The 22260-nt window shown below is 41.7% G+C and carries 17 protein-coding genes and 1 tRNA gene; 7 read left to right on the top strand and 11 right to left on the bottom strand.

Translation table 11 applies throughout. From position 1 onward, the window contains the following. The first annotated feature begins 145 nt into the window (after nt 1-145). Nucleotides 146-1843: a D-lactate dehydrogenase gene (gene dld, locus FD716_RS05760; protein ID WP_139851393.1), complete on the top strand. Its 1698-nt coding sequence runs from the start codon at nt 146-148 to the stop codon at nt 1841-1843. A gap of 179 nt (nt 1844-2022) precedes the next feature. On the opposite strand, the gene FD716_RS05755 is transcribed toward dld, so the two are convergent. From FD716_RS05755 to pdxR, 4 genes are all read right to left on the bottom strand, one after another. Then, nucleotides 2023-2481: a hypothetical protein gene (locus FD716_RS05755; RefSeq protein ID WP_139851392.1), complete on the bottom strand. Its 459-nt coding sequence runs from the start codon at nt 2479-2481 to the stop codon at nt 2023-2025. A gap of 125 nt (nt 2482-2606) precedes the next feature. After that, a complete protein-coding gene (uca, locus tag FD716_RS05750; RefSeq protein ID WP_139851391.1) occupies nt 2607-6248 on the bottom strand; it encodes an urea carboxylase in 3642 nt (1213 codons plus the stop codon). Between the two features lie 11 nt (nt 6249-6259). After that, entirely contained in the window at nt 6260-8095 is a 1836-nt protein-coding gene (atzF, locus tag FD716_RS05745; RefSeq protein WP_139851390.1) for an allophanate hydrolase, read from the bottom strand. A gap of 142 nt (nt 8096-8237) precedes the next feature. Beyond that, the gene (gene pdxR / locus FD716_RS05740; RefSeq protein WP_139853619.1) at nt 8238-9698 is read right to left on the bottom strand and encodes a MocR-like pyridoxine biosynthesis transcription factor PdxR; all 1461 of its coding nucleotides are present in this window, start codon (nt 9696-9698) and stop codon (nt 8238-8240) included. 107 nt (nt 9699-9805) lie between these two features. On the opposite strand from pdxR, the gene FD716_RS05735 reads away from it, so the two are divergent. Both FD716_RS05735 and FD716_RS05730 read left to right on the top strand, forming a co-directional pair. Continuing rightward, nucleotides 9806-10597, top strand: a complete 792-nt coding sequence (locus tag FD716_RS05735) for an aldolase (protein WP_139851389.1) — start codon at nt 9806-9808, stop codon at nt 10595-10597. Continuing rightward, nucleotides 10594-11478, top strand: coding sequence for a dihydrodipicolinate synthase family protein (locus FD716_RS05730; protein WP_139851388.1), 885 nt, complete (start codon nt 10594-10596; stop codon nt 11476-11478). Before FD716_RS05735 ends, FD716_RS05730 begins: the two co-directional genes overlap by 4 nt. 294 nt (nt 11479-11772) lie before the next feature. On the opposite strand, the gene FD716_RS05725 is transcribed toward FD716_RS05730, so the two are convergent. From FD716_RS05725 to greB, 3 genes are all read right to left on the bottom strand, one after another. After that, entirely contained in the window at nt 11773-12147 is a 375-nt protein-coding gene (locus FD716_RS05725; RefSeq protein ID WP_139851387.1) for a hypothetical protein, read from the bottom strand. A gap of 593 nt (nt 12148-12740) precedes the next feature. Next, nucleotides 12741-12830: transfer RNA gene (locus FD716_RS05720), tRNA-Ser, on the bottom strand. 99 nt (nt 12831-12929) lie between these two features. Next, nucleotides 12930-13412 (bottom strand): transcription elongation factor GreB, encoded by a 483-nt coding sequence (gene greB / locus FD716_RS05715; RefSeq protein WP_139851386.1) that lies wholly within the window; start codon nt 13410-13412, stop codon nt 12930-12932. A 358-nt stretch (nt 13413-13770) separates the two neighbouring features. Between greB and FD716_RS05710 the strand changes: the two genes are divergently transcribed. Next, nucleotides 13771-14883 carry a transglycosylase SLT domain-containing protein gene (locus FD716_RS05710; RefSeq protein WP_139851385.1) on the top strand — a complete coding sequence of 371 codons (1113 nt, stop codon included), beginning with the start codon at nt 13771-13773 and terminating at the stop codon, nt 14881-14883. A gap of 60 nt (nt 14884-14943) precedes the next feature. Here FD716_RS05710 and FD716_RS05705 read toward each other — a convergent pair whose 3' ends face one another. Then, on the bottom strand, nt 14944-15327 hold the full coding sequence (locus FD716_RS05705) for an SCP2 sterol-binding domain-containing protein (protein ID WP_139851384.1): 384 nt from the start codon (nt 15325-15327) through the stop codon (nt 14944-14946). A 213-nt stretch (nt 15328-15540) separates the two neighbouring features. After that, nucleotides 15541-16449, bottom strand: a complete 909-nt coding sequence (ttcA, locus tag FD716_RS05700; RefSeq protein ID WP_139851383.1) for a tRNA 2-thiocytidine(32) synthetase TtcA — start codon at nt 16447-16449, stop codon at nt 15541-15543. Nucleotides 16450-16932: 483 nt separating this feature from the next. On the opposite strand from ttcA, the gene FD716_RS05695 reads away from it, so the two are divergent. Continuing rightward, a complete protein-coding gene (locus FD716_RS05695; RefSeq protein ID WP_139851382.1) occupies nt 16933-17790 on the top strand; it encodes a lytic transglycosylase domain-containing protein in 858 nt (285 codons plus the stop codon). Between the two features lie 114 nt (nt 17791-17904). Beyond that, the gene (gene htpX / locus FD716_RS05690; protein ID WP_139851381.1) at nt 17905-18810 is read left to right on the top strand and encodes a protease HtpX; all 906 of its coding nucleotides are present in this window, start codon (nt 17905-17907) and stop codon (nt 18808-18810) included. Between the two features lie 116 nt (nt 18811-18926). On the opposite strand, the gene FD716_RS05685 is transcribed toward htpX, so the two are convergent. Together FD716_RS05685 and mgtE are read right to left on the bottom strand one after the other, a co-directional pair. Beyond that, nucleotides 18927-19505 carry a DUF4112 domain-containing protein gene (locus FD716_RS05685; protein WP_139851380.1) on the bottom strand — a complete coding sequence of 193 codons (579 nt, stop codon included), beginning with the start codon at nt 19503-19505 and terminating at the stop codon, nt 18927-18929. 148 nt (nt 19506-19653) lie between these two features. After that, the gene (gene mgtE, locus FD716_RS05680; protein WP_139851379.1) at nt 19654-21015 is read right to left on the bottom strand and encodes a magnesium transporter; all 1362 of its coding nucleotides are present in this window, start codon (nt 21013-21015) and stop codon (nt 19654-19656) included. A gap of 41 nt (nt 21016-21056) precedes the next feature. Here mgtE and FD716_RS05675 point away from each other — a divergent pair. Further along, nucleotides 21057-22147 (top strand): IS4-like element ISAba1 family transposase gene (locus tag FD716_RS05675; RefSeq protein ID WP_088631513.1). Its coding sequence is split into 2 segments (ribosomal slippage): nt 21057-21597 and nt 21597-22147, totalling 1092 coding nucleotides; the frame shifts between segments, so codons are not numbered across the junction. The last annotated feature ends 113 nt before the right edge of the window (nt 22148-22260 follow it).

The raw sequence follows: 22260 nt of genomic DNA, 5'->3' as shown, positions 1-22260 counted from the left end.
GGATAACCGTCATCTATTCCCATCAGCAAAGATCAGTACAAACTGATGAATACAACTTAGATATACATTACACATCTAAAACCTCAAAAGTAATCATGGCACATGCTTTTGAGGTTTTATTCAATATGCATTCAAAGGTAACAATATGGTTCAGGATCATCAGCAGTTGTTTAATGATTTACAAGGTATAGTGGGCCAACATAGCCTGCTCACGCAAAAATCAAAAATTAATCCTTACTGTAAGGGTTTTAGGACAACTTCTGGTCATGCTTTAGCAGTCGTCATACCAAATAACTTAATCGAATTATGGCAAGTGCTGCAATGCTGTGTCGCTCAAAATATTATTATATTAATGCAGGCATCCAATACCAGTGTCACTGGCGGCTCGACCCCTCACCATAAAGGCTATGATCGTGATGTAATTATTGTGAGTGTAAAGAAAATAACGGCAATTCAACTACTCGATAATGCCCAGCAAGTCATAGCCTTTCCGGGAAACACTTTGACCGAACTTGAAAATGCGCTAAAACCCTTTAACAAAGAACCTCACTCAGTCATTGGCTCCTCCTGTATTGGTGCTTCCGTTGTCGGTGGGATTTGTAATAACTCTGGCGGCTCATTAATCCGTCGTGGTCCTGCATTTACAGAAAAATCTTTATTTGCACAAATAAATGAAGATGGCCAGTTGGTGTTGGTCAACCATTTAGGCATTGATCTTGGTGTTACACCAGAAGAAATACTATCCAATTTGGAAACAGAGTCATATCACTATGGTGATGCGGCAGACTGGGAAGGCAAGTTATGGGCCGATGACTATGCTGATCGATTAAGACAGGTCGATGCAAATGAACCAACTCGTTTTAATGGTGATCCTCAATATCTACATGAGTGTTCGGGCAGCACCGGTAAACTGGCTGTATTTGCCGTGCGATTACCGACCTTCGATGCAATAAAATCAACAGAAGTTTTTTATATTGGAAGCAATGATGAACAATCCTTTGTCGAATTAAGACGCTATTTACTCAAAAATTTATCCCAGCTTCCGATTCAAGCTGAATACATCCATCGTTCTGCTTTTGATTTAACCGTACAATATGCCAAACATATGTATAAGGTGATTGATTATTTAGGCCCAGATAAAATTCCGCAAATCTTAAGCTTAAAAAATAGTGCAGATGAAGTCTTTAAAAAAATTCCATTTTTACCTAACAATACCGTGGATCGCGTACTACAGCTGATTAACCGTGTGACACCGAATGGAATTGAAAAAAGAATCGCCAATTTTCATGAAAAATATGACCATCATTTGGTTATTAAAATTGATGCAGAACAAAATAAAGAATTTGAAGATTTAATGCAGAATTTCTTCAATACCGCATCGGGTGAATATTTTAAATGCGATGCCAAAGAAGCCAAAAATGCATTTTTAATTCGTTTTGCAGTCGGTGGCTGTGCAGGTTATTACTGCGATAGCAAAAACATTAATATTAATGAAAGACTGGTCGCTTTGGACATTGCACTCAAAGCCAATGATGAACAGTTTATGCTAGAACTCCCGCCAGAACTCGACCAACAAGTCGAACTCACCTCAAGTTGCGGTCACTTCTTTTGTTATGTGATTCATCAAGACTATCTGTTAAAACCGGGCTACGATGCTGAAGCCTTTAAACACAGCATGGTGCAATATTTAGAGCAACGTGGCGCAAAATACCCTGCTGAACATAATGTCGGGCATATGTATCAAGCATCGGCAGACTACCAAGCCTTTATGCAAAAATTAGATCCAACCAATAGCTTCAATCCGGGGATTGGTAAAACCTCTAAAAAGAAATTTTGGAAATAGGCTGACGCTGAGGTTGCTAATATTTAATTATTTGCTTGTTCTCTACATGCCTCGTGGAACAAGCAATCTGTTTATTCATTTAAATAAGTTACGCCTATACCTTGTTTGATCATTCAACCATCTAATACAAAAGTAGTTGAAAATTTAATTTGCTTTCTCATTTTCAATAAAACAGTCAATTAATATGCTGATGAACGGTCAGAAACCGTTTGATAGACTTTAATATCGACTAATTTTTTATTTTTATCAAAGAGCCAGATTGCAACAAAATGATCCCAAGTCAATAAATTTCTTCGATGAAAACTAATCCGCTCGTGTATCCCGAAACGATAATCTGTACCAAACGCCTTCACATCAAACCGAGACCTTAAGTGATATTCTACAGAACTTAGCTCACCGACATTGAGGCCTTTGCTTCCAGCTAAATATTGTGGGCTAATTCGTTCAATTTCTTGCTCTGCACTGCCGCAGTCATATTTCTTTTGACAAATGTTTAATACTTGTTCAATGGAAGAACCAATGGGTGTTATTTTATGAAGTCTGGCTTCCGTACCATTTTCAGTCGGTTTAAATATACTGAATCCTGCCAATATAAAAATAGAACTGATTAAAAAAATAATACGAATGGCTTTTTTCATACTAAATATCGAAATAATTATAATCAATCAATTATGTCTGATAAATACTAATCTGCATAATACAGTTTATCTCGCATATTTGCCGTTAACTCCATTTATGATGTCTTCACACCCAAGCCATCCACCTACGCCATATACACCAGAGCTTCGCCACGTTGTACGGTTTGCCCGGCTTTACACATAATGGCTTTTACAATGCCTGCATCGGATGCAAATACTGGTAACTCCATTTTCATGGCTTCGATAATTGCCACCGTTTCGCCCTTTTCAACATGCTGCCCTGCTTCAACCAACACCTTCCAAATATTTCCGGTCATACAGGCATGCAGTGCGGAATAATCTTGATAATCGTCTGCATCTATTTTGGGTGCTTGATCAACGTCAAGCGTGGCAGTGAAAGCATCTTTCCAGATTGCTACTTCGGCTTGAAAGGCAGTTTGCTGATTGGCCTTAAAGTGAGCAATACTGGCTTGTTCAGCCTCAATAAATTGACAATAGGCTGCATAATCAAATTGTGTTTCTTCGATTTTAATTTCCGCCTGTCCATGGGCAAAATCGGCACGCCATTGTTCCAACTCAATCTCGGTCACGGGGAAATATTTAATTTGATCAAAGCAGCGCAATAACCATTGTTGATCACCAAATTGCTTGTTCTTTTTAAATTTATTCCAAATTGGCAGCGTTCGCCCAACCAATTGATAGCCCCCAGGTGAATCCATCCCATAAATACACATATACATGCCACCAATCCCCACAGTGCCTTCTGCGGTAAAGGTTCTGGCGGGACTATATTTTGAGCTGAGCAGACGGTGGCGTGGATCAATCGGCACGGCGCATGGTGCAGTCAGATACACATCACCCAATCCGAGGATCAAATAATGGGCGTCATATAAAATCTGTTTGACCTGCTCACGACTGGCTAGCCCATTGATGCGCTGTATAAAATCAACATTATTGGGCAGCCACGGTGCTTTGGCACAAACACTTTCTTGATAGCGTTCGACTGCACCCAAGGTGGCACTATCTTCAAAGGCCATAGGCAAATGAATAATCCGTGATGGCACCTGAATCTGACTGAGATCGCCCATCTGATCTTCAAGTTCAAATAAGGTTTCAATCAAATACGCTTGCGGTAAGATCAGCCCATTATATTTAATCTGCAATGAACGCACGCCCGGTGACAGTTCTTCTACCCCAAGCACGGCTTGCTCCTCTAACATTTGCATCAAGCGATGCACTCTTAAACGCAATGCTAGATCGAGTATATTCTCGCCATATTCCAACAAGATATAGCAATCCCCAGCCTGACGATAAACGACCATTGGCGCAACTGTGGTCGCTGCTCTGGTGGCGATGATGCCCTGATTTGATAAATCGATCGAATCTTGCCCTAGACCCTCAGTAAAATCGGGCGCGATCTGCTGAATCTCCTGTATCTCACCTAAGCAGAAATCTTGAATAATTCTCTGCTGTTGGCGTTCTAAAGCATTGGCTTGTGCCAAACTTAAAGGATAAAAACTAATTTTATCATCGGCCTTTAACTGCCCGACTTTCCATAATTCAGCTTTGGCAATGCTTACTGGACAAACAAAGCCACCTAAACTTGGCCCATCCTTGCCAATAATCACGGGAAAATCCCCAGTGAAATTAATCGCACCAATCGCGTATTCGCAATCATGTACATTGGAGGGATGTAGTCCCGCTTCTCCACCATTTTCACGTGCCCAACGTGGGGTTGGCCCAACTAAACGCACGCCTAAACGACTGGAATTAAAATGCACCGTCCAACTTGAAGTAAAAAACTCCGCCATATAATCTTCGGCAAAAAAATCAGGTGCACCATGTGGCCCATATAACACTCCGATTTTCCATTCATTACGATATTGAGGAATCAGCGCTTCAGGCAAGGCACGTGCTGCGGCAACTGCAAGCGGCAGATCAGTCAGGGGTTGCAGAGGATTGACCATTTTTAGCATATCGCCAACCGCTAAGGTTCGTCCTGCATGTCCGCCAAAATTCCCTAAGGCAAAAGTCGAACGACTCCCCAAATACAGCGGTACATTAAGCCCATGGCGTACGGCCAAATAGCTGCGACAGCCTGACTGCACCTGTCCCAAACTTAAAACTTGCCCCGCTTTGACCTGAATCGGTTTCCAGAACGCAACCACTTGATCGTCTAAGCTTGCTGTACAACTTGCACCAGTGAGCGCAATCACACTGTCCGCATGAAACTTGAGCGCAGGGCCTTGTAAGGTAAATTCAAAAGCTGCGGCCTGTGTGGCGTTGCCAACAATTTGATTGGCCAGTTGAAAGGCATAATCATCCATCGGTCCTGAAGGCGGCACCCCAATATGCCAATAGCCCACCCGCCCCGGATAATCCTGAATCGAACTCAAGGTACCCGGCTGTAGCACCTCAATCACATTGGCTTGATAGACAAAATTATCAAGCAAGCGCGTCCAGATCTGCATTGAGGCAAAACGTGGATCGGCAACCACATGCTGCACATAATCTAAATTGGTACTGATACCCGCTAAGCGTGTTGCGCGCAAAGTCTGCTGTAGTTTTTCAATCGCAGCACCACGGTCTTTGCCATGCACAATAATCTTGGCCAGCATCGGATCAAAATAGGCTGATACTTCCGTACCAGTCGATACCCACGTGTCCACCCGTACATCTTCAGGAAAAAACACCTCGGTCAGTACACCCGGACTGGGTTGAAAGTTTTTAACTGGATCTTCTGCATAAATCCGCACTTCCATCGCCACACCATTCGGTTGAATATTACGTAGTTGCGCCCAATCAAGTGCATCACCTGCGGCAACTTTGAGCATGCATTCAATCAAATCCAGCCCTGTCACCATTTCAGTCACGGGATGCTCAACCTGTAAACGGGTATTTACTTCCAGAAAATAAAATTCATCCCGTGCCGCATCATAAATAAACTCAACCGTGCCTGCGCTGCGGTAGTCAACCGATTGCCCAAGCTCAATGGCCGCTTGATGCAATTTCTGACGGGTGGTTTCAGGTAGATTGGCAGCTGGGGTTTCCTCAACCACTTTTTGATTGCGGCGTTGCAAGGAACAATCTCGCTCCCCCAATGCCACCACCTGTCCCAGACCATCGCCAAAAATCTGCACCTCAACATGACGCGCTTGATCAATAAAACGCTCTAAAAATACACCTGCATTGTTAAAAAACTGTTCCCCCATTCGTTTGACACTGGCATAGGCGGCTTGCAAGGCTTGTGCATCATCACACCGGGTTAGTCCAATACCGCCACCGCCTGCGGTACTTTTCAACATGATGGGATAGCCAATCACTTCCGCCTGCTGTAACGCTTGTTCTACACTGCGGAGTAATCCTGTGCCCCGTGTCATCGGTACATGGGCCGCAGCAGCAAGTTCACGCGCGCGATGCTTGAGCCCAAAGGTTGCAATCTGCTGTGCAGTCGGCCCGATAAAGGCAATCCCATTTGCCGCGCACGCTTCGGCAAATTCACAACTTTCTGATAAAAACCCATAGCCGGGGAAAATGGCTTCAGCACCTGTGGCTTGTGCTGCCGCCATAATTTTGGCGATGTCTAAATAGCTCTCCGCAGCATTTAGCCCATGCAATGCGATGGCAATATCGGCATCCAATACATGTTGTGCATAGCGGTCTGTGTCTGAATAGACCGCGACACTGCGAATCCCCATTTTTTTTAAGGTCCGAATCGCTCGAACTGCGATTTCACCGCGGTTTGCAATTAATACCGTCTTGAACATGATTCTTTTCCTTATTCTGGATTCACTACAGTGGCTTTTACCTTTTCTTGCTGTTGCACATAGGCGCGCCATCCGGCAAAACTGCTGATATTCAAAGCACCCGATAATGCATAGGCCTCACAAATAAAGCCTTTGACCCAACGGCCATCTGCCAGCTCAACATTGCCCATCCCCAATGGTGTGGGAATTTCAGCAACAAACTCACCAAAACGTGCGCTGGGGATATCCCACAATTCCACGATAATGCTGTGCCCCTGTTCGCAGCTTCTAACCAAGCCCGGCTTAGCCGGTACAGTGCCTTGCAAGGCATACAGTGCATAACTCGGTGCCGTCGTGGTGGTTTCGATATGCACCGCATCGCGTGTGGTGAGTTGAAAATTCAGTGGCATCCCTGTGAGATGTGCCCCGACGACAGCGACTCGAATATGCTGTGCGGAATCGCTGGCTTTTTCCGTGTTTTCAATTAATGAGCGTGCCGTTGCACCCATGGTTAAACCCAAATGGTTCTGTAGCTTCTTGCCAAAATGTGCCAAAGCTGCATCATGCCAAGCGGGTGCAATCAAGCTAATCCCAAAGGGTAAGTGGTCAGCGCGAAAGCCGGTTGGGATCGCTAAGGCGCTTAAATCCGCCAAATTGGTGAAATTGGTATAAGTACCAAAATGTGAATTGTTAATAATCGGTGACTCAGCCATTTCTTGTAGCGTATGAATGGTCGGTGAGGTCGGTACAATCAGGGCATCAAACTCTGCTAACACTGTTTGAATCTGACGCGATAAATCCAGTTTTAAGTATTCTGCGTTAAAGGCATCGACTGCACTAAAGTTATGCCCTTGTTGCACAACTTCCAGCACCACGGGATCAATAAAGTCGGTTTGACTGCCCTGTAAATCTCCCAATACATCTGCAACTGCTGCTGTACGTTCTGCGACCCACGGTCCTTGATAGAGCTGTGCTGCCAACTGGTCAAAAATAGAAAAATCAATTTCAGTAATCGTGGCATTCAAGGCTTTAAGTGTAGTAATGGCTTGATCGAAGGCCTGTTCAGCCAGCAGATCACCATGAAAATTTAACTGTGCGGGAATGGCAAATTTGAGTGCAGGAGAAAACTGAGCAGGCGCTGTGTTGGGATTGTTTCTAGAATATGCATCGGTCGGATCATAGCCCTCGGCAATATTCGCCACTGTTTCTGCGTCCTCCACCGTCAGCGCAAAAATCGAAATACAGTCCAAACTTTTACAGGCGGGTATTAAGCCTGTATTGGAAAAACGTCCTTTGGTCGGCTTAAGCCCCACAATATTATTAAATGCCGCCGGTACACGCCCCGAGCCAGCGGTATCCGTTCCCAAAGCAATTGGCACTAAACCGCGTGCCACCACACTGGCTGACCCTGAACTTGAGCCGCCACTGACATAGGCTGGATTAAAGGTATTTTTAACGGCTCCATAAGGTGAACGGGTGCCAACTAGTCCTGTGGCAAATTGATCTAAATTGGTTTTGCCAATGACAATTGCTCCAGCCTGTTTTAAACGTTGCACCGTTTTTGCATCGACCCTTGCTTTATTCGTCAGTGCCTTACAGGCAGCAGTCGTGACAAAATCAACAACATCAATATTGTCTTTTACTGCAATGGGAATGCCATAGAGCGGGAGTTGTTCAGCATTGGGAATTGATTGCAGTGCATCAAACTGTGCATCTAAATCTGCCGAAGTGGCAATTGAAATCCATGCACTGTCTTGCAGCGTAAAGGTTTTGACCAATGCTTTGAGGTCTTTGAGTTTAATCTGTTGATTTTGATAGGCAGCTTGCCATTCACGGATGGTCCAACCGATTGTATTTTGCTGTTGCATGTCAGGTATCCACGCTTGAATCCAAGTTTAGATATGACGTAGCAGCAAGCATGCCAAAGATATTGAAGATTAAAGGAGAGTGGCTTATATTTTTTATAAGCGTCAACAAGCAGGCATATGCGCCGATCGAGCGCATGCTGATTTATTTTGAATCAGATCCAGATGCATCCAAAACAAATGCCCGATACAACTGTTGAATGATCGCTGTAGTTTCTGCTTCGGTCAGCGCGGCAAAGCCAAAACGGATATAAAAACCCGACCTGATATCTGGTAGCGTCGCGCCAAAGCGGTATTCGGAATCAATATTGAATTGCGTTAAGATTTCAGCATATTCTGGTTGATAAACCAGATTAAATTTCACCCATAATGCCATCCCACCTGCTGGGGTCGAAATTTCTACTAAATCCCTAAAAATCTGCTGAAATGTCAGCACCGCAACATCACGGCGAAGTTGGTAAATTTTACGCATTTTCCGCGTATGCCGTTTAATTTCACCTTGCTGCATCAGCGTTGCAATCGCCAGTTCAGTAATCGAATTGCCATGTTTATCAATTAATAAAATATCCTGACACATGGCTTGAATAATATTAAGATCGGCAACCACATATCCCACGCGAAGACTCGGTGCAAAAACTTTTGAAAGTGAACCAATATGAATAACTTTATCGGCCATCGGTAGACTAATCAGTGGTGGAATGGGACGGCTGTCATAGTGAAATTCATGGTCATAATCATCTTCAATGATATAAAAATCAAAAGCTTTGGAAAGCTCCAGTAATTTTAAGCGGCGATCCATCGGCATAGAAACCGTGGTTGGATATTGATGATGTGGTGTGGTGTAAACGGCTGCAACGGCATGTGTAGCAAGTATTTCAGCCAAGTGATCGGTATCTAAGCCATATTGATCCAGTCTCACCCGAACCACTTGAAAATGATGCGATAAAAAGGTTTCAACCGCAGGTGGATAAGACCATTGCTCAACCACAATCACATCACGTTCTACCTGTTGCTTGGCCAAAACCCGCGCAGCTAAGAAGATCCCCATTTGGCTACCACGTACGATGCAAATATGCGCGATATTGGTTTGAATAAATCGCTCCATCGACAACATATTCAACAAGGCTTCTCTTAATTCAATGCTCCCCTGTGGATCACCATACCCCATGGTTTGATAACGCGTAACTTGAATCAGTGCACTGCGGTAAGCGCGAGAAAACAATTCATAAGGAATCAAACGCGTATCAGGAATACCATCATTTTTAATGGCTTTGCCCGTCGCGGATATCGCGGGTGTTTGCAACAAACTTGTTGCTGCCAAAGCCTCGAGTTTGGCGTTTAAATCGGGTAAGTCCTCCGAAACAAAAGTGCCCTGTCTCGGTTTGGAAATCAGCCAGCCTTGTGCCTCTAAATCTTCATATACGGCTTGGACCGTTTTTCGATTAATCCCCAATTCATCCGCCAGCGTCCGCGAACCGGGTAAACGTGTGGCTTGAGCTAAGCGACCAGACAAAATTTCTTGAATAATCTGATTGGCCAATTTTAAAAAAATAGTCTTTTCTTCGCGTTCTTCGAGATGTAATCGAATTTTCCAAGGCTGCCGTATCATTCTACTGGACCATATAAGTTTTAATAACTGGGGGATTTAAACCATCCACGAATTTCTTATTCTGCTGTTGTTCTCTCAACAAATCAACTAAGTAGGAGATTCTTATGCAGACGGCATTACTCGATAAGCAACAGTTAATGCAAAATGCTCAGCAGAGCATGCAGCAACTTTTTCAAGACGAAGGCTATAGTGATCAGCAAAAGCTGGCGCTCACCTGTCGTATTTTATTTGATCATGGTCATGATGCCGGACTTGCTGGGCAAATCACCAGCCGCACTGAAAAAGGCAATACTTTCATTACCCAGCGGTTTGGTTTGGGCTTTGATGAAATTACCGCAAGTAATTTATTGGAAGTCGATCAAGACTTGAATCCGCTCAATGGCCAAGGGATGGCCAACCCTGCAAATCGTTTTCACACTTGGATTTATAAAGAGCATCCTGAGGTGAATTGTATTATTCATACGCATCCGACTCATGTTGCGGCCCTGTCGATGCTGCGTGTGCCACTGATCATCTCACATATGGATACCTGTGCGTTATATGAGGACTGCGCTTTTGTAGAAGACTGGCCTGGTGTGCCTGTAGGCAATGAAGAAGGGGTTTTTATCTCAGCAGCTTTAGGTCAAAAGCGTGCTGTGTTGTTATCGCATCATGGTCAGTTGGTCACAGGTAAAACCATTGAAGAAGCCTGTAATTTAGCCATTTTGATCGAACGCGCTGCACGTTTACAACTTTTGGCGATGGCCGCTGGGCAGATCCAACAAATTCCGCATGAATTGGCAAAAGAAGCACATGACTGGGTTTCGACAGATAAACGCAATAAGGTCAATTTTTCTTATTACGCACGTAAAGCTTTGAAAAAATATCCAACCTGTATCGAGGAGTCATCATCATGAAACTAGAAGGAATTATTGCTTATCCAATCACGCCTTTTAAAGCAGAGACTCAGGCGCTAGACCTTGAAGCACTGAGCATCACTTTAAATAACTTACTGGAACATGGCTGTGATGCAATTGCACCTTTGGGTAGTGCTGGTGAGAGTGCTTATCTGTCTTGGCCAGAATGGCAGCAAGTTGCGCAAAAAAGCATTGAAGTAGTGAATCATCGGGTGCCTGTAATTTTAGGGATATCCGAACTGACTACGGCGATGGCCATTCAGAAAGCAAAAAAAGCTGAAGAGTTGGGTGCAGATGTGATTATGGTCATTCCAGTGTCTTACTGGAAACTGACAGATCAGGAAATCTATGACTATTATCAACAAATTGCTGCGGCAACCTCGCTCCCGATTATGGTCTATAACAACCCTGCAACCAGTGGCGTAGATATGTCCCCTGAATTGATCAGCAAAATGTTCAATGAAATTGAGCATATTTGTATGGTGAAAGATAGTACTGGGGACATTCAGCGCATGCATAAGTTTTATGAACTGACCCAAGGTCAATTGCCTTTCTATAATGGTTGTAACCCCTTAGCGCTTGAAGCCTTTTGTGCGGGTGCAAGTGGATGGTGTACCGTTGCGCCGAATCTACTCGGCACATTACCCAAGCAATTGTATCAAGCTGCAAAAAATGCCAATTTGGCTTTGGCACAAACACTCTTTTATAAGCAACTGCCTTTATTGCGCTTTATCGTACAAGGTGGCTTACCCAAAACCATTAAAGCAGGTTTAAATGAATTGGGCTTTTGTGTCGGTGATCCAAGAAAGCCACTGCATAAAGCCAATCCTGCTGAAGTCACTCAGCTAAAGTCTTTAATGCAATTGGCGCTAGCGACTTAAGTTTTATGCCATTTTGCATAGGTGAGCACCAGTCTTGCCTATGCAGGTATCAAGGTTTGCGCGAATGCAACTAAACTCATCAAACGAATTCAATACAACCGAATATTTTTCATATTCGGGCTTCTCACTCTAAATTATTTTATTTTTATTTTCACTCTCATACTGAATCAAATGGCGGCTGACTTTGATCAGTTAGCGGCATAGAATCTCCCAAGTCGGAGTCTTCATATTTTCTGCACATATCATCACTTTGCTGCCCGACAAAACGATATTTTTGGCGTCTATATCCATGGTTTATAAATCATATTTACTAAAAATACTCTTGATTTCTTGACGTCTATCAGGCTGTTCCTTTAATACATTTTCCAAACCTTTACGGATATGGAACTTGACAACGTCTTCTTCATATTTACCTTCATTGGGTTCCACTCCCATCCCTTCCCAGACCCAAGCCATATAGAGATATCTGCCATCTTCTTGTATTTCTGGTACCAGATTCCAACCAGGACCTCCCCCTACAGGCTCCATAATTTCCTTACCTATTGTTCCTCTTAAATACAACTCTAAGTCATTACCGCCAACAATCATCTCATATATACAATACAACAGAGGTGCTAGAGGGTCATCTTGATCAAACTCAAAATAATTACTCTTATGGGTGAAAACCATAGTTTTTTCTCACTTATTGTGGTGTCTTAGGATTAATAGGCAATGCTGTAGGCACATAAATTTTTCCATTACGTGAAGTTATTGGAACCCTAAAAGTAATGCCTCTTATAACAACCGTTTATTTTGTTACGCTATTAACTCCAAAATTTCTTATCGCCACAGCCTCCGCTTGATTTGCCATCGTTGCCATTTGCGTATCGCTATATACTTTAGAGTCATAAACTGTTTATGACTCTATTCGCCTATTAGACAATTGATATTTTTTTTGATTCTTCCACTCAGCTATTTCTGCGTTAATCAAATGCTTACCTAATGGTGTATTAACTTGACTAGTGCCAGCAAGCGTTATGCCATCACATGATCGAAATGATACTTGTCCAGCAAAATTAGCTTCTGACTTCATACTTGGATTCACTTTACTTTTTAGCAATAAGTATTTTTATCAGCACACATCATTTTAATCCATTCACTATTAACAATAGCTGTTTTAATTCATTCGACCACTTCCAATATTTTATGTGGGTTCTTATATGGGACAAAACCCCAGACATAAAAAAAGACCCTTGATGATGATCAAGAGTCTTTTTAATATTTGGCGGAAGCGGTGAGATTCGAACTCACGGAGGGCGTAAACCCTCGTCGGTTTTCAAGACCGGTGCATTCAACCGCTCTGCCACGCTTCCAATGGCGGCTATCATATTAAAAAAATATGAAGATGGCAAATGGTTTTATACATATTTCTTTCAAGCGGTCAAAATAGAGACAAAAGGTAGTTTTTTAGATTATTTGGGTGACTCATAACGAATTGAATTGATATACCACATTTTTTTCCCCGAAGGTGTCTGTACTTCAAACTCATCATCGACTTGTTTTGCGAGCATTGCCTTCGCAATCGGTGAGTCGATCGAAATGTGTTGCGGATGATGATCATAGATTTCATCAACGCCAACAATTCTTAAGGTTTTTTGCTCACCTTGCTCATTTTCAATTTCGACCCAAGCACCAAAATAAACTTTGCCCGCTTGTTCTTCTGAAAAATCAATGATGCGTAATTCTTCTAAACGTTTACCTAAATAGCGTACACGACGGTCTATTTTTCTCAATATTTGTTTATTGTATTGGTAGTCTGCATTTTCACTACGATCGCCTAAGCTTGCCGCCCAATTCACTTTTATCGTGATTTCTGGACGTTCCACATGCCAAAGTTGCTGTAGTTCCGCGACCAATTTGTCATGCCCACTACGTGTAATTAATTTCGATTTCATCGTTTCAGCCATTTTAAAATCAACGCGTATTTATAGTTAAAAATTCGCAATTTATAGATTAAATTCTAAAAAAGATTATAACTTTCTTTCCTTAATTTATCAGTGTCCTAAGTGCATTATTCACTTTTTTTGCTTTACAAAATTTGACAATTTAAATTTTGCTCCTTATTATTTGCTCAAATTCTAGCTTGGTGAGTTTGTTTGTTTAGTACGTTCCTCAATCCTTTCCACCCTCAATAGTCATTTTGAATGGCGTTCATGAATACCCACCCTTATTGAATTTAGCAACTTAAAAAAGTGAATACATTTTGACGTTTTTTACTTTATAGGGTATTAAATCACAAGTCGCGGAGACCACATGCGCAGTAATTCAACTCTTGGATCGAGGCCTAGCCTTTATTCAACTGCATCTTCTTTCCCATCGAAATTCTTAGTGTTAGCCTCATTACTGATTCCTTATCACAGTATTAGTGCCAGTAAAGCCAATCAATACCAAAGCGTATTGACCAGCAACAAACTTACCGTTGTTGCAGTTGCCAATAAAAGTACCGTATTTGAAAACGATCAATTCCAATATGGGTTTGGTTATGATTTAGTCCGAGATTATGCTCAGGATCTAAATGTACAACTCGATTTTAAAACCGTTGAGGACGATGCAACGGCATTAGCATTAGTCGCTCAAGGTAAAGCGAATTTCGCCATGACCACCAGCAGCATGCCAATAATTGCCGACCAAGCACTTGCGGCAATTTCTGTCAGTTGTGGTGATTCAAGCAGCCTAGTCAATAATGGTTTGGATCATAATCTTCGTTGGGTATTCCAACGTGAGGATGACCAGCTTACTGAACTTTCCAATCAGTATGTTTGCCAAAGCCAACAAAATGGCCGTACACAGCAATTGGCTTCATTCTATAGCCAACAAATCGTCAAGGAGGATGATTGGGTCGGTATTCAAAACAATCTGATTCAACGTATGCCTATTTTTGAGGCCAGTTTCAAAGCATCTGCGCAACAATATGATTTAGATTGGCATTTACTCGCAGCAATCGGCTATCAAGAGTCTTATCTCGATCCAACCTCGGTTTCACCCACTGGTGTACGCGGTTTAATGATGCTCACCAATACCACGGCACAAGCAATGGGCGTCAACAACCGTGAGGATGCCTCTCAGAGCATTCAGGGTGGTGCAAAGTACTATGACCTGATGTTGAGTAAATATCAGCATATCCCACTGCCAGATCGCAATTGGTTTGCACTCGCAGCCTATAATATGGGTCCCGGTGCGGTGAGCAAGATCCAGCGTGAAATGCGTAGTCAAGGGATTAATCCAGATAACTGGATAAACTTCTACGATTTTCTCAAGCGTAATCAGGCAAAAAATTCGCGTTATACGCAAGCAGTTCAGTACGTCACACGCATTCGAACTTATTTAGAACATATTAAAACCTCGCCTAAACTATTAATGATTTAGACAGGTCAAAAAAAAGCAGGCTGAGTCATGTGCTCAGCCTGCTTTTTTTATGGCTTAGAATTAAGCAGAGTGTTCGAGAATACTTTTAAATAGGCTTTTCTGTTCTTGGCTTGGCTTGGCAGTTTGCAAAGCCATTAGCTGAGACATATCCCCTTGGACTTTAATTTTACCAGTCATAAACGCTTGCATCGCTGCAGCCATATCGAACTCTAGGAAGACTTTACGTAAAGTTTCAGCATCCATGTTCAACGTGGTTTTTGCATTTGGCGATGTACCTTTGACAATTTTACCGCCATCCAAAGAAAGCTCAATATTGCCACTGGCATCGGTAACAACTAAATTGATCGCCAAGTTTGCTAATGCGGGTGGTAAGTTTAAATCCCCTGCCGCAGCAGTTAATTGTTCGACTGTTGTGAACCAATCATCAGTTAAAAATGCAGGCATGATTTTTCCTCAATTTATTTATACATTTCATGTGTTATCTATCCAGACAACATCAGGGCGAAGCAAAACTGCTTAGGCAATGTTATAGCATGATAATTTAATTTTCAGCTAAAGTTTTTTTTGTACTGTGCATTCAGCTTTATTCTTAACTATTGATATTCAATTAAAAATAAGGCACTCAAAGCGATCTGAGTGCCTTTAAAACCATCAATATTATTCAGCAGCAAAACTGAGATTAACAACATCTAAACGGTTTTTAAGTGCTTCTGTATCAACGTTTTGATCAAATTCACGTTGTTCATCTAACACTTCAAAATCAAATAAATCACGATCCGCCAATTGTGATGGCGACACATTCTGTAATGCACCAAAAATACTGTGTAGACGCTTAGGATATTGTTTATCCCATTCACGCAGCATTTCATTAATCATGGCACGCTGCAGGTTCTCTTGAGAACCACATAAATTACATGGAATGATTGGGAAGTTTCTAATTTCAGCATATTTAATAATATCTTTCTCTTCCACATAAGCCAGCGGACGAATCAAAATATTCTTTTTATCTGTTGATAATAATTTCGGTGGCATCGCCTTTAAGCTACCGCCATGGAATAGATTTAAGAAAAAGGTTGCCATGATGTCATCACGATGATGACCCAATGCAACCTTGGTCGCTCCGATTTCTTGCGCAAAACCATACAAAGAACCACGGCGTAATCTTGAGCAAACTGCACAATAGGTCTTGCCTTCAGGCGTTAGTCGTTTGGTAATGCTATAGGTATCTTTTTCCAAAATATAATAAGGAATATTATTTTCCTCAAGATAGCGTGGCAAAATATCTTCTGGGAAACCTGGTTGCTTTTGATCAAGATTCACGGCAACCACATCAAAATTAATCGGTGCGATCCGCTTAAATTGCAGCAAAATATCAAGCATCGTATAACTGTCTTTGCCGCCAGAGACACAGACCATGACTTTATCACCATCCTCAATCATTTTGTAATCACGAATTGCGTGACCTACTTGACGACGGATTTTTTTCAGCAAACGGTAGTAAGCCGAACTCGTTGGTAATTCAGGTTTGAAATTAAATCCCTGTTCGGACTCAATAGGCGAATACATAGACCGTTATGTCCTTAAAAAAATGCTGGCTAATTTTAGCCGATTCGGCACAGTGGCGCACCTAAAGATTTTTTTATTTTTAATGATTTATTGAATACGTCATAATTCTGACGTTATTGCTCAGCTATAATGTAAAAAACCGCTTACTTTTTATGTATAACGTCGCTGTATTGTACTTTTCCACAGTTTTCCACAGAAGCTGTGGATAAAATTGTGGATTCTTAGGGTCTTGACAAAGTTTACTGCCGCTATTGTGGGGATTCCCCTCAGATTGTTCATTTTTTAACCACACATTTTAATTGTTATTTTTCAACGAGTTATTTAAGTCAAGCAATCAAACTGAAAAATAAATTAAATATTTTTTTGGTGAAAATGCCATCAACCAGTGCTTGATTTTTATTGTGCAAGTTGCTAAAAAACAATTCATGCAATTTGGTTTTAAAACGATCAAATTCTTTCTCACTCTCTAACTAAATGACGATAATGACGCCAAATACAAAGAATATTAACTTGACTTTAATAGCATGCGCTATATTTAGCACCTCTTCCTTGGCATTTTCAGGTCAGATGTATGTCTATCAAAATAAAAATGGCGAAACCCTACTGACCAATCGTAAAAATAATGATCAATCGTTAAAAACAGTGAAAGTGACTTATTATCCTGAAAGCAATATTCATACTTATAAAGACTGGGGCAAAAATGAAGCGGCAGTTCCTGCCAGTTCAAGCAAAAGCCGAAACAATTATGACCATCTCATTCATCAAGCAGCACAAACTCACGGTGTTTCTGCGGGACTAATTAAGGCTGTCATTCACACCGAATCAGGTTTTAATATTCATGCACGTTCACCAGTTGGCGCGCAAGGCCTAATGCAATTAATGCCAGCGACGGCAAAACGTTTTAATGTCAATAATGTTTATGACCCACAACAAAATATTTCTGGTGGTGCAAAATACTTAAGTTGGTTATTAAAGCGGTTTAATGGCAACACCAGCTTGGCACTCGCGGCTTACAATGCCGGTGAAGGCAATGTCAGCAAATATGGCGGTATTCCCCCATTTAAAGAAACTCAAGACTATGTGCGTCGTGTCACAAGTCGACTGAACAACCTCTATGCCCAAGGGGTAAGCGTAGATACAGCGGTGCAATATAGCAATCCACAAAGCCCGCAAAATCTAATCCAAAGTTCAGACTCCAATCATTCACCAACAGCTCAATATGCACAACGGCCGATCGTCATCGCTGAAGATGGTCGTTATACCGATACCGCTCCTGGCTCCTACTCGACCACACATGCGACCGCATCAGCTCAAATTTATATTGAACATTCAGCTCGATAGATCGCGTTTTAGTAATTTATGCATAATTTTCTTGAATTTCCGATTGTGCAACCTCATATTGTTGAATAGTTTACCCAAATATTTATTATTACTTTTTTTTAGAGGATTTTCTGAATGATGCGGATTGGTTTGTTTCTGCTTACCAACCTCGCGGTACTGGTTGTAGCTGGCCTTATCCTATCGCTTTTAGGCGTTGGCAGTTACCGTAGCGCTGGCGGTCTAGACCTTAAAAACCTAATGGTGTTCTGCTTAGTCTTTGGTATGGTGGGTTCTATCATCTCACTGTTTTTATCCAAATGGATGGCACTGAAAACGACAGGCACTGAACTCATTGATCCCAATGCACCACGAAATCAAGCGGAAGTATGGCTCTTACAAGAAGTTGCTCAGCTTTCTCAACGTGCAGGCATCAAAATGCCAGACGTGGGCATTTTCCCATCCTACCAATCCAATGCATTTGCCACGGGTTGGAATAAAAATGATGCTTTAGTTGCAGTTTCAACTGGTTTGTTGGAACGCATGAATAAAGATGAATTACGCGCTGTTATCGCACATGAAATTGGTCACGTGGCCAACGGTGATATGGTGACGCTTTCATTGATTCAAGGTGTTGTGAACGCGTTCGTGATGTTCTTTGCTCGCGTTGTCGGGGATTATATTGATCGCAATGTCTTTGGCCGCGAAGAGGGTGAAGCCCCAGGTTTGGCCTTTATTGGGATTACTATCGTCCTAGATATCGTATTTGGTATTTTGGCTTCAGCGATTGTTATGTGGTTCTCGCGCTATCGTGAATATCGTGCAGATGAAGCGGGTGCACGTTTAGCCGGTAAACAAGCCATGATTGATGCATTGCTTCGCTTACAAGAAGAATCACAAATGCCAGATCAAATGCCGAAAGAAATGAAGGCTTTTGCAATCGCGGAAGGTAAAGAGCAAGGTTTCAGCTTAGCTGCATTGTTCCAAACCCACCCAAGCATTGAACAACGTGTTGAAGCATTACAACGCTTGAATCTACACTAATCATTTAGTCATCCGCCATTTCAGGCCATGCTTAAATAAATTGCACAACAAAATAAACCTCTTTCGTAGAGGTTTATTTTTGCTCAAAAAAAGCTTTAACCCCAAAACAGTCTGAATTAACTTAGACCTTGCATCCAATTCCAAATTGCCAATCCACCAAACCATATTGCAGCCAACATCAATATTACGACCATTGCACCGACTAAATCGGGAATACGTAGCCAGAGCCAAGCCACCACGGGATGCCGCCAAAGCTTTGATTCTTGTTGTTTCTGCTCTAATTTTTCATGTAAAAAAGGATGATTTACATGGTCTTCAGTTTCGATCTGATATTCCACACGAATATGCTCATGTACCACTGCCAGAGCTTTTTTACTTGGACGTATAAAAATATCGAATAACGTACCTGCGACAGGAATAACGCCGACTATTGCATCAACCGCCGCCAGTTTAATCACCGGATTGAGTTTCGACTGCGGCACACCAATTTGTTTTGCCTTGACGATGGCATAGCCCGTTAAGACAAAACCAGCCACGTCTCCCACAATTGGAATAGTGCTGAGTGCCGCATCTGCACCAACCCCTTGCTTGGTGAATGGAATACGGACCATTGAATCCATCACAATTGCAAACTTTGCCAAATCACGCTCTAGTTTAATGACTTCTGCACGACTTAATTTCTGGCTAGATGACATATTTATGATCTCTGCATTATTTGAATAAAGCGTTTGAATAAAGCGTTTGAATAAAGCGTTTGAATAAAGCGGCTGTCTTTAATTTACGCACCCCCAGCGCTAAATTTTAAATAAACTTGCGCCAGATTTTAAATAAATATGAGGAGGGTTATATTGATAAGATCTGCGATGCAATAAATAAATAAACCAATACCCCAGTTGCATCACAAATAGAAGTCACCAGTGGTGCCGAAGCACTTGCAGGATCCATTCCCATTCGATTCAGCACAAAAGGTAAGCTCATGCCAATCAAGCATCCCAGCATAACAATACCAAGCATACTCAATGCGAGTACCAAAGAAACCAGCTCATCACCGCGATAATAACCCAACAGTGAAACAGCAATTGCCATGGTTCCCCCCAAGAACAAAGCAACTAAGGCTTCGCGTCCGAGTAAATAAAACCAATCTTTAAACTGTACATCACCCGTCGCCAAAGCACGCACCATCAATGTGGCCGATTGTGAGCCTGCATTCCCACCACTCCCCACCAACAAGGGTAAAAAGAAGACCAAAACGATATTCGCAGCAATAATGTCTTCAAAATGTGCAATTCCAATCCCTGAAAGTAAACTACCAAAGACGAGAAAAACCAACCAAAATACACGCTTACGATAAAGTACACTGATTGGTGCAGATTTAAGACTAATTTTTGAATTGGCTACGACTGCACCTGCTTTCAAAAAGTCCTCAGTGGCTTCATCACTGGCGACATCCATCGCATCATCATGGGTCACGATTCCAATCATTTCACCCGAATCTGAAACAATTGGGAGTGCCAGTAAGTCATAACGTGCAATACTTTTTACCACATTGTCTTGGTCATCACTCACCTTGGCGGAAATGACATCTTTAGTCATGATGCTTTCAATGCGTTGATGCTCATGCGCCAAAATTAAATCTTTTAGCGATACCACACCCAGTAATTTACGTGACTCATCAAGCACATAGGCGATATAAATCGTTTCTGTATCGGGTGCCTCAAGACGTAACATTTTAATGGCTTCAGTCACTGTCATATGCGCTTTAAGCGTCGCATATTCAGAGCTCATAATTGCGCCTGCCGTCCCCTCATGATAGGCCGCCAATTGACGGATATCCTCACGCTCAACTTGGGCTAAAGCAGGTAACAATGCATCTTGTTGTTGTTCATCTAAATGTTTGAATAAATCAACACGTTTATCCGAAGGCATTTCCCCAATAATTTCTGCCAAAGTGGCACGAGGTAAAACCTCGGCAAATTTCACCTGCTGTTCTGCACTTAAATGTGAAAAAACATAAGCACGCTCAGGCAATTGCAGCAATAAAATCTGACTATTTTTTAAGGGAAGCTGCGTTAAGATATCTGCTAAGTCAGCAGCTTGGAATGTTTCAAGTGCATCTAATGCACGTTGAAAATGATTGGTTTCAATTGAATCATTAAGTAAATATATAAAATTATTCTCTGTACACGACAAAAATAGATAACTCATTGAAATAATGTCATAATAATTGTTTTCTAACGACGAATACTATGACACATCTCAATGAGTTATATCTTATCTTAAACAAATATCTAAAATGGAACAAGTCACATTTAAAGTGCTTTGCGCTCATCATGCTTGTGATTATTTTAAAGCAAACATGTAATCTTTCTTCTGCATCTAAAGCCTTGCCCATCAAGTGCTTACCACAATCATTTTATCGACGTATGCAGCGCTTCTTTGCAGGTCAGTATTTTGATTATCGTCAAATTTCTCAGTTGATTTTCAATATGTTTTCATTCGACCAAGTGCAACTGACTTTAGATAGAACCAATTGGAAATGGGGAAAACGAAATATTAATATCCTGATGCTCGCAATCGTTTATCGTGGAATAGCGATACCTATCCTTTGGACATTGCTTAATAAACGTGGAAATTCAGATACGAAAGAGCGTATTGCTTTGATTCAACGCTTTATAGCCATTTTTGGTAAAGACCGTATTGTGAATGTGTTCGCAGACAGAGAGTTTATCGGTGAGCAGTGGTTTACATGGTTAATTGAACAAGACATCAACTTCTGCATTCGTGTTAAAAAAACTTCATTGTCACCAATCATTTAGGAAAGAATCATAAAATTAGTGATTTATTTCGCCATCTTAAAGTTGGTCAAATTGAATGTCGTAAACGACGGATTTTGGTTGGTCGGGTGAAACTATATATAAGTGCACTACAGTTAGAAAATGGAGAGCTTTTACTCGTCGTTTCTCCTCAGTTTAATGCCAATGCTATTCAGGATTATGCATTACGCTGGGAAATTGAAACCTTATTCAGTTGTCTCAAAGGACGCGGGTTTAATCTTGAAAATACGCGCTTGACAGACCCTAGACGAGTGAAAAAATTGATTGCGGTGTTAGCTATAAGCTTCTGTTGGTGTTACTTAACGGGTGAATGGCAACATGATCAAAAAAAAGTGATAAAAATAAAGAAGCATGGACGACTCTCAATGAGTTTATTTCGCTATGGTTTAGACTATGTTCAAATGGCGATTCAGCGTTTAATTGGTTTTGGGAAAAAAGAAGAGTTTAAGGAAATTTTGGCAATTTTAAGAAGGCAGAACCCTGATAGGATAAGGGTTCTGTGAAATTTGTCGTGTACAGAGAAAATTATTATAACGCATGCTGACACCCTGACCCTTGCTCCACGCAAGCACTCAGGATGTGGTACGTGGAAATTAGCCTGCTCTGACGATCACGT

It is taken from the genome of Acinetobacter pullicarnis (assembly GCF_006352475.1).
In the GTDB taxonomy this organism is placed as follows: Bacteria; Pseudomonadota; Gammaproteobacteria; order Pseudomonadales; family Moraxellaceae; genus Acinetobacter; species Acinetobacter pullicarnis.
Note: the sequence above shows the minus strand (reverse complement) of the source record. Positions and strands in the feature narration are given on the sequence as shown.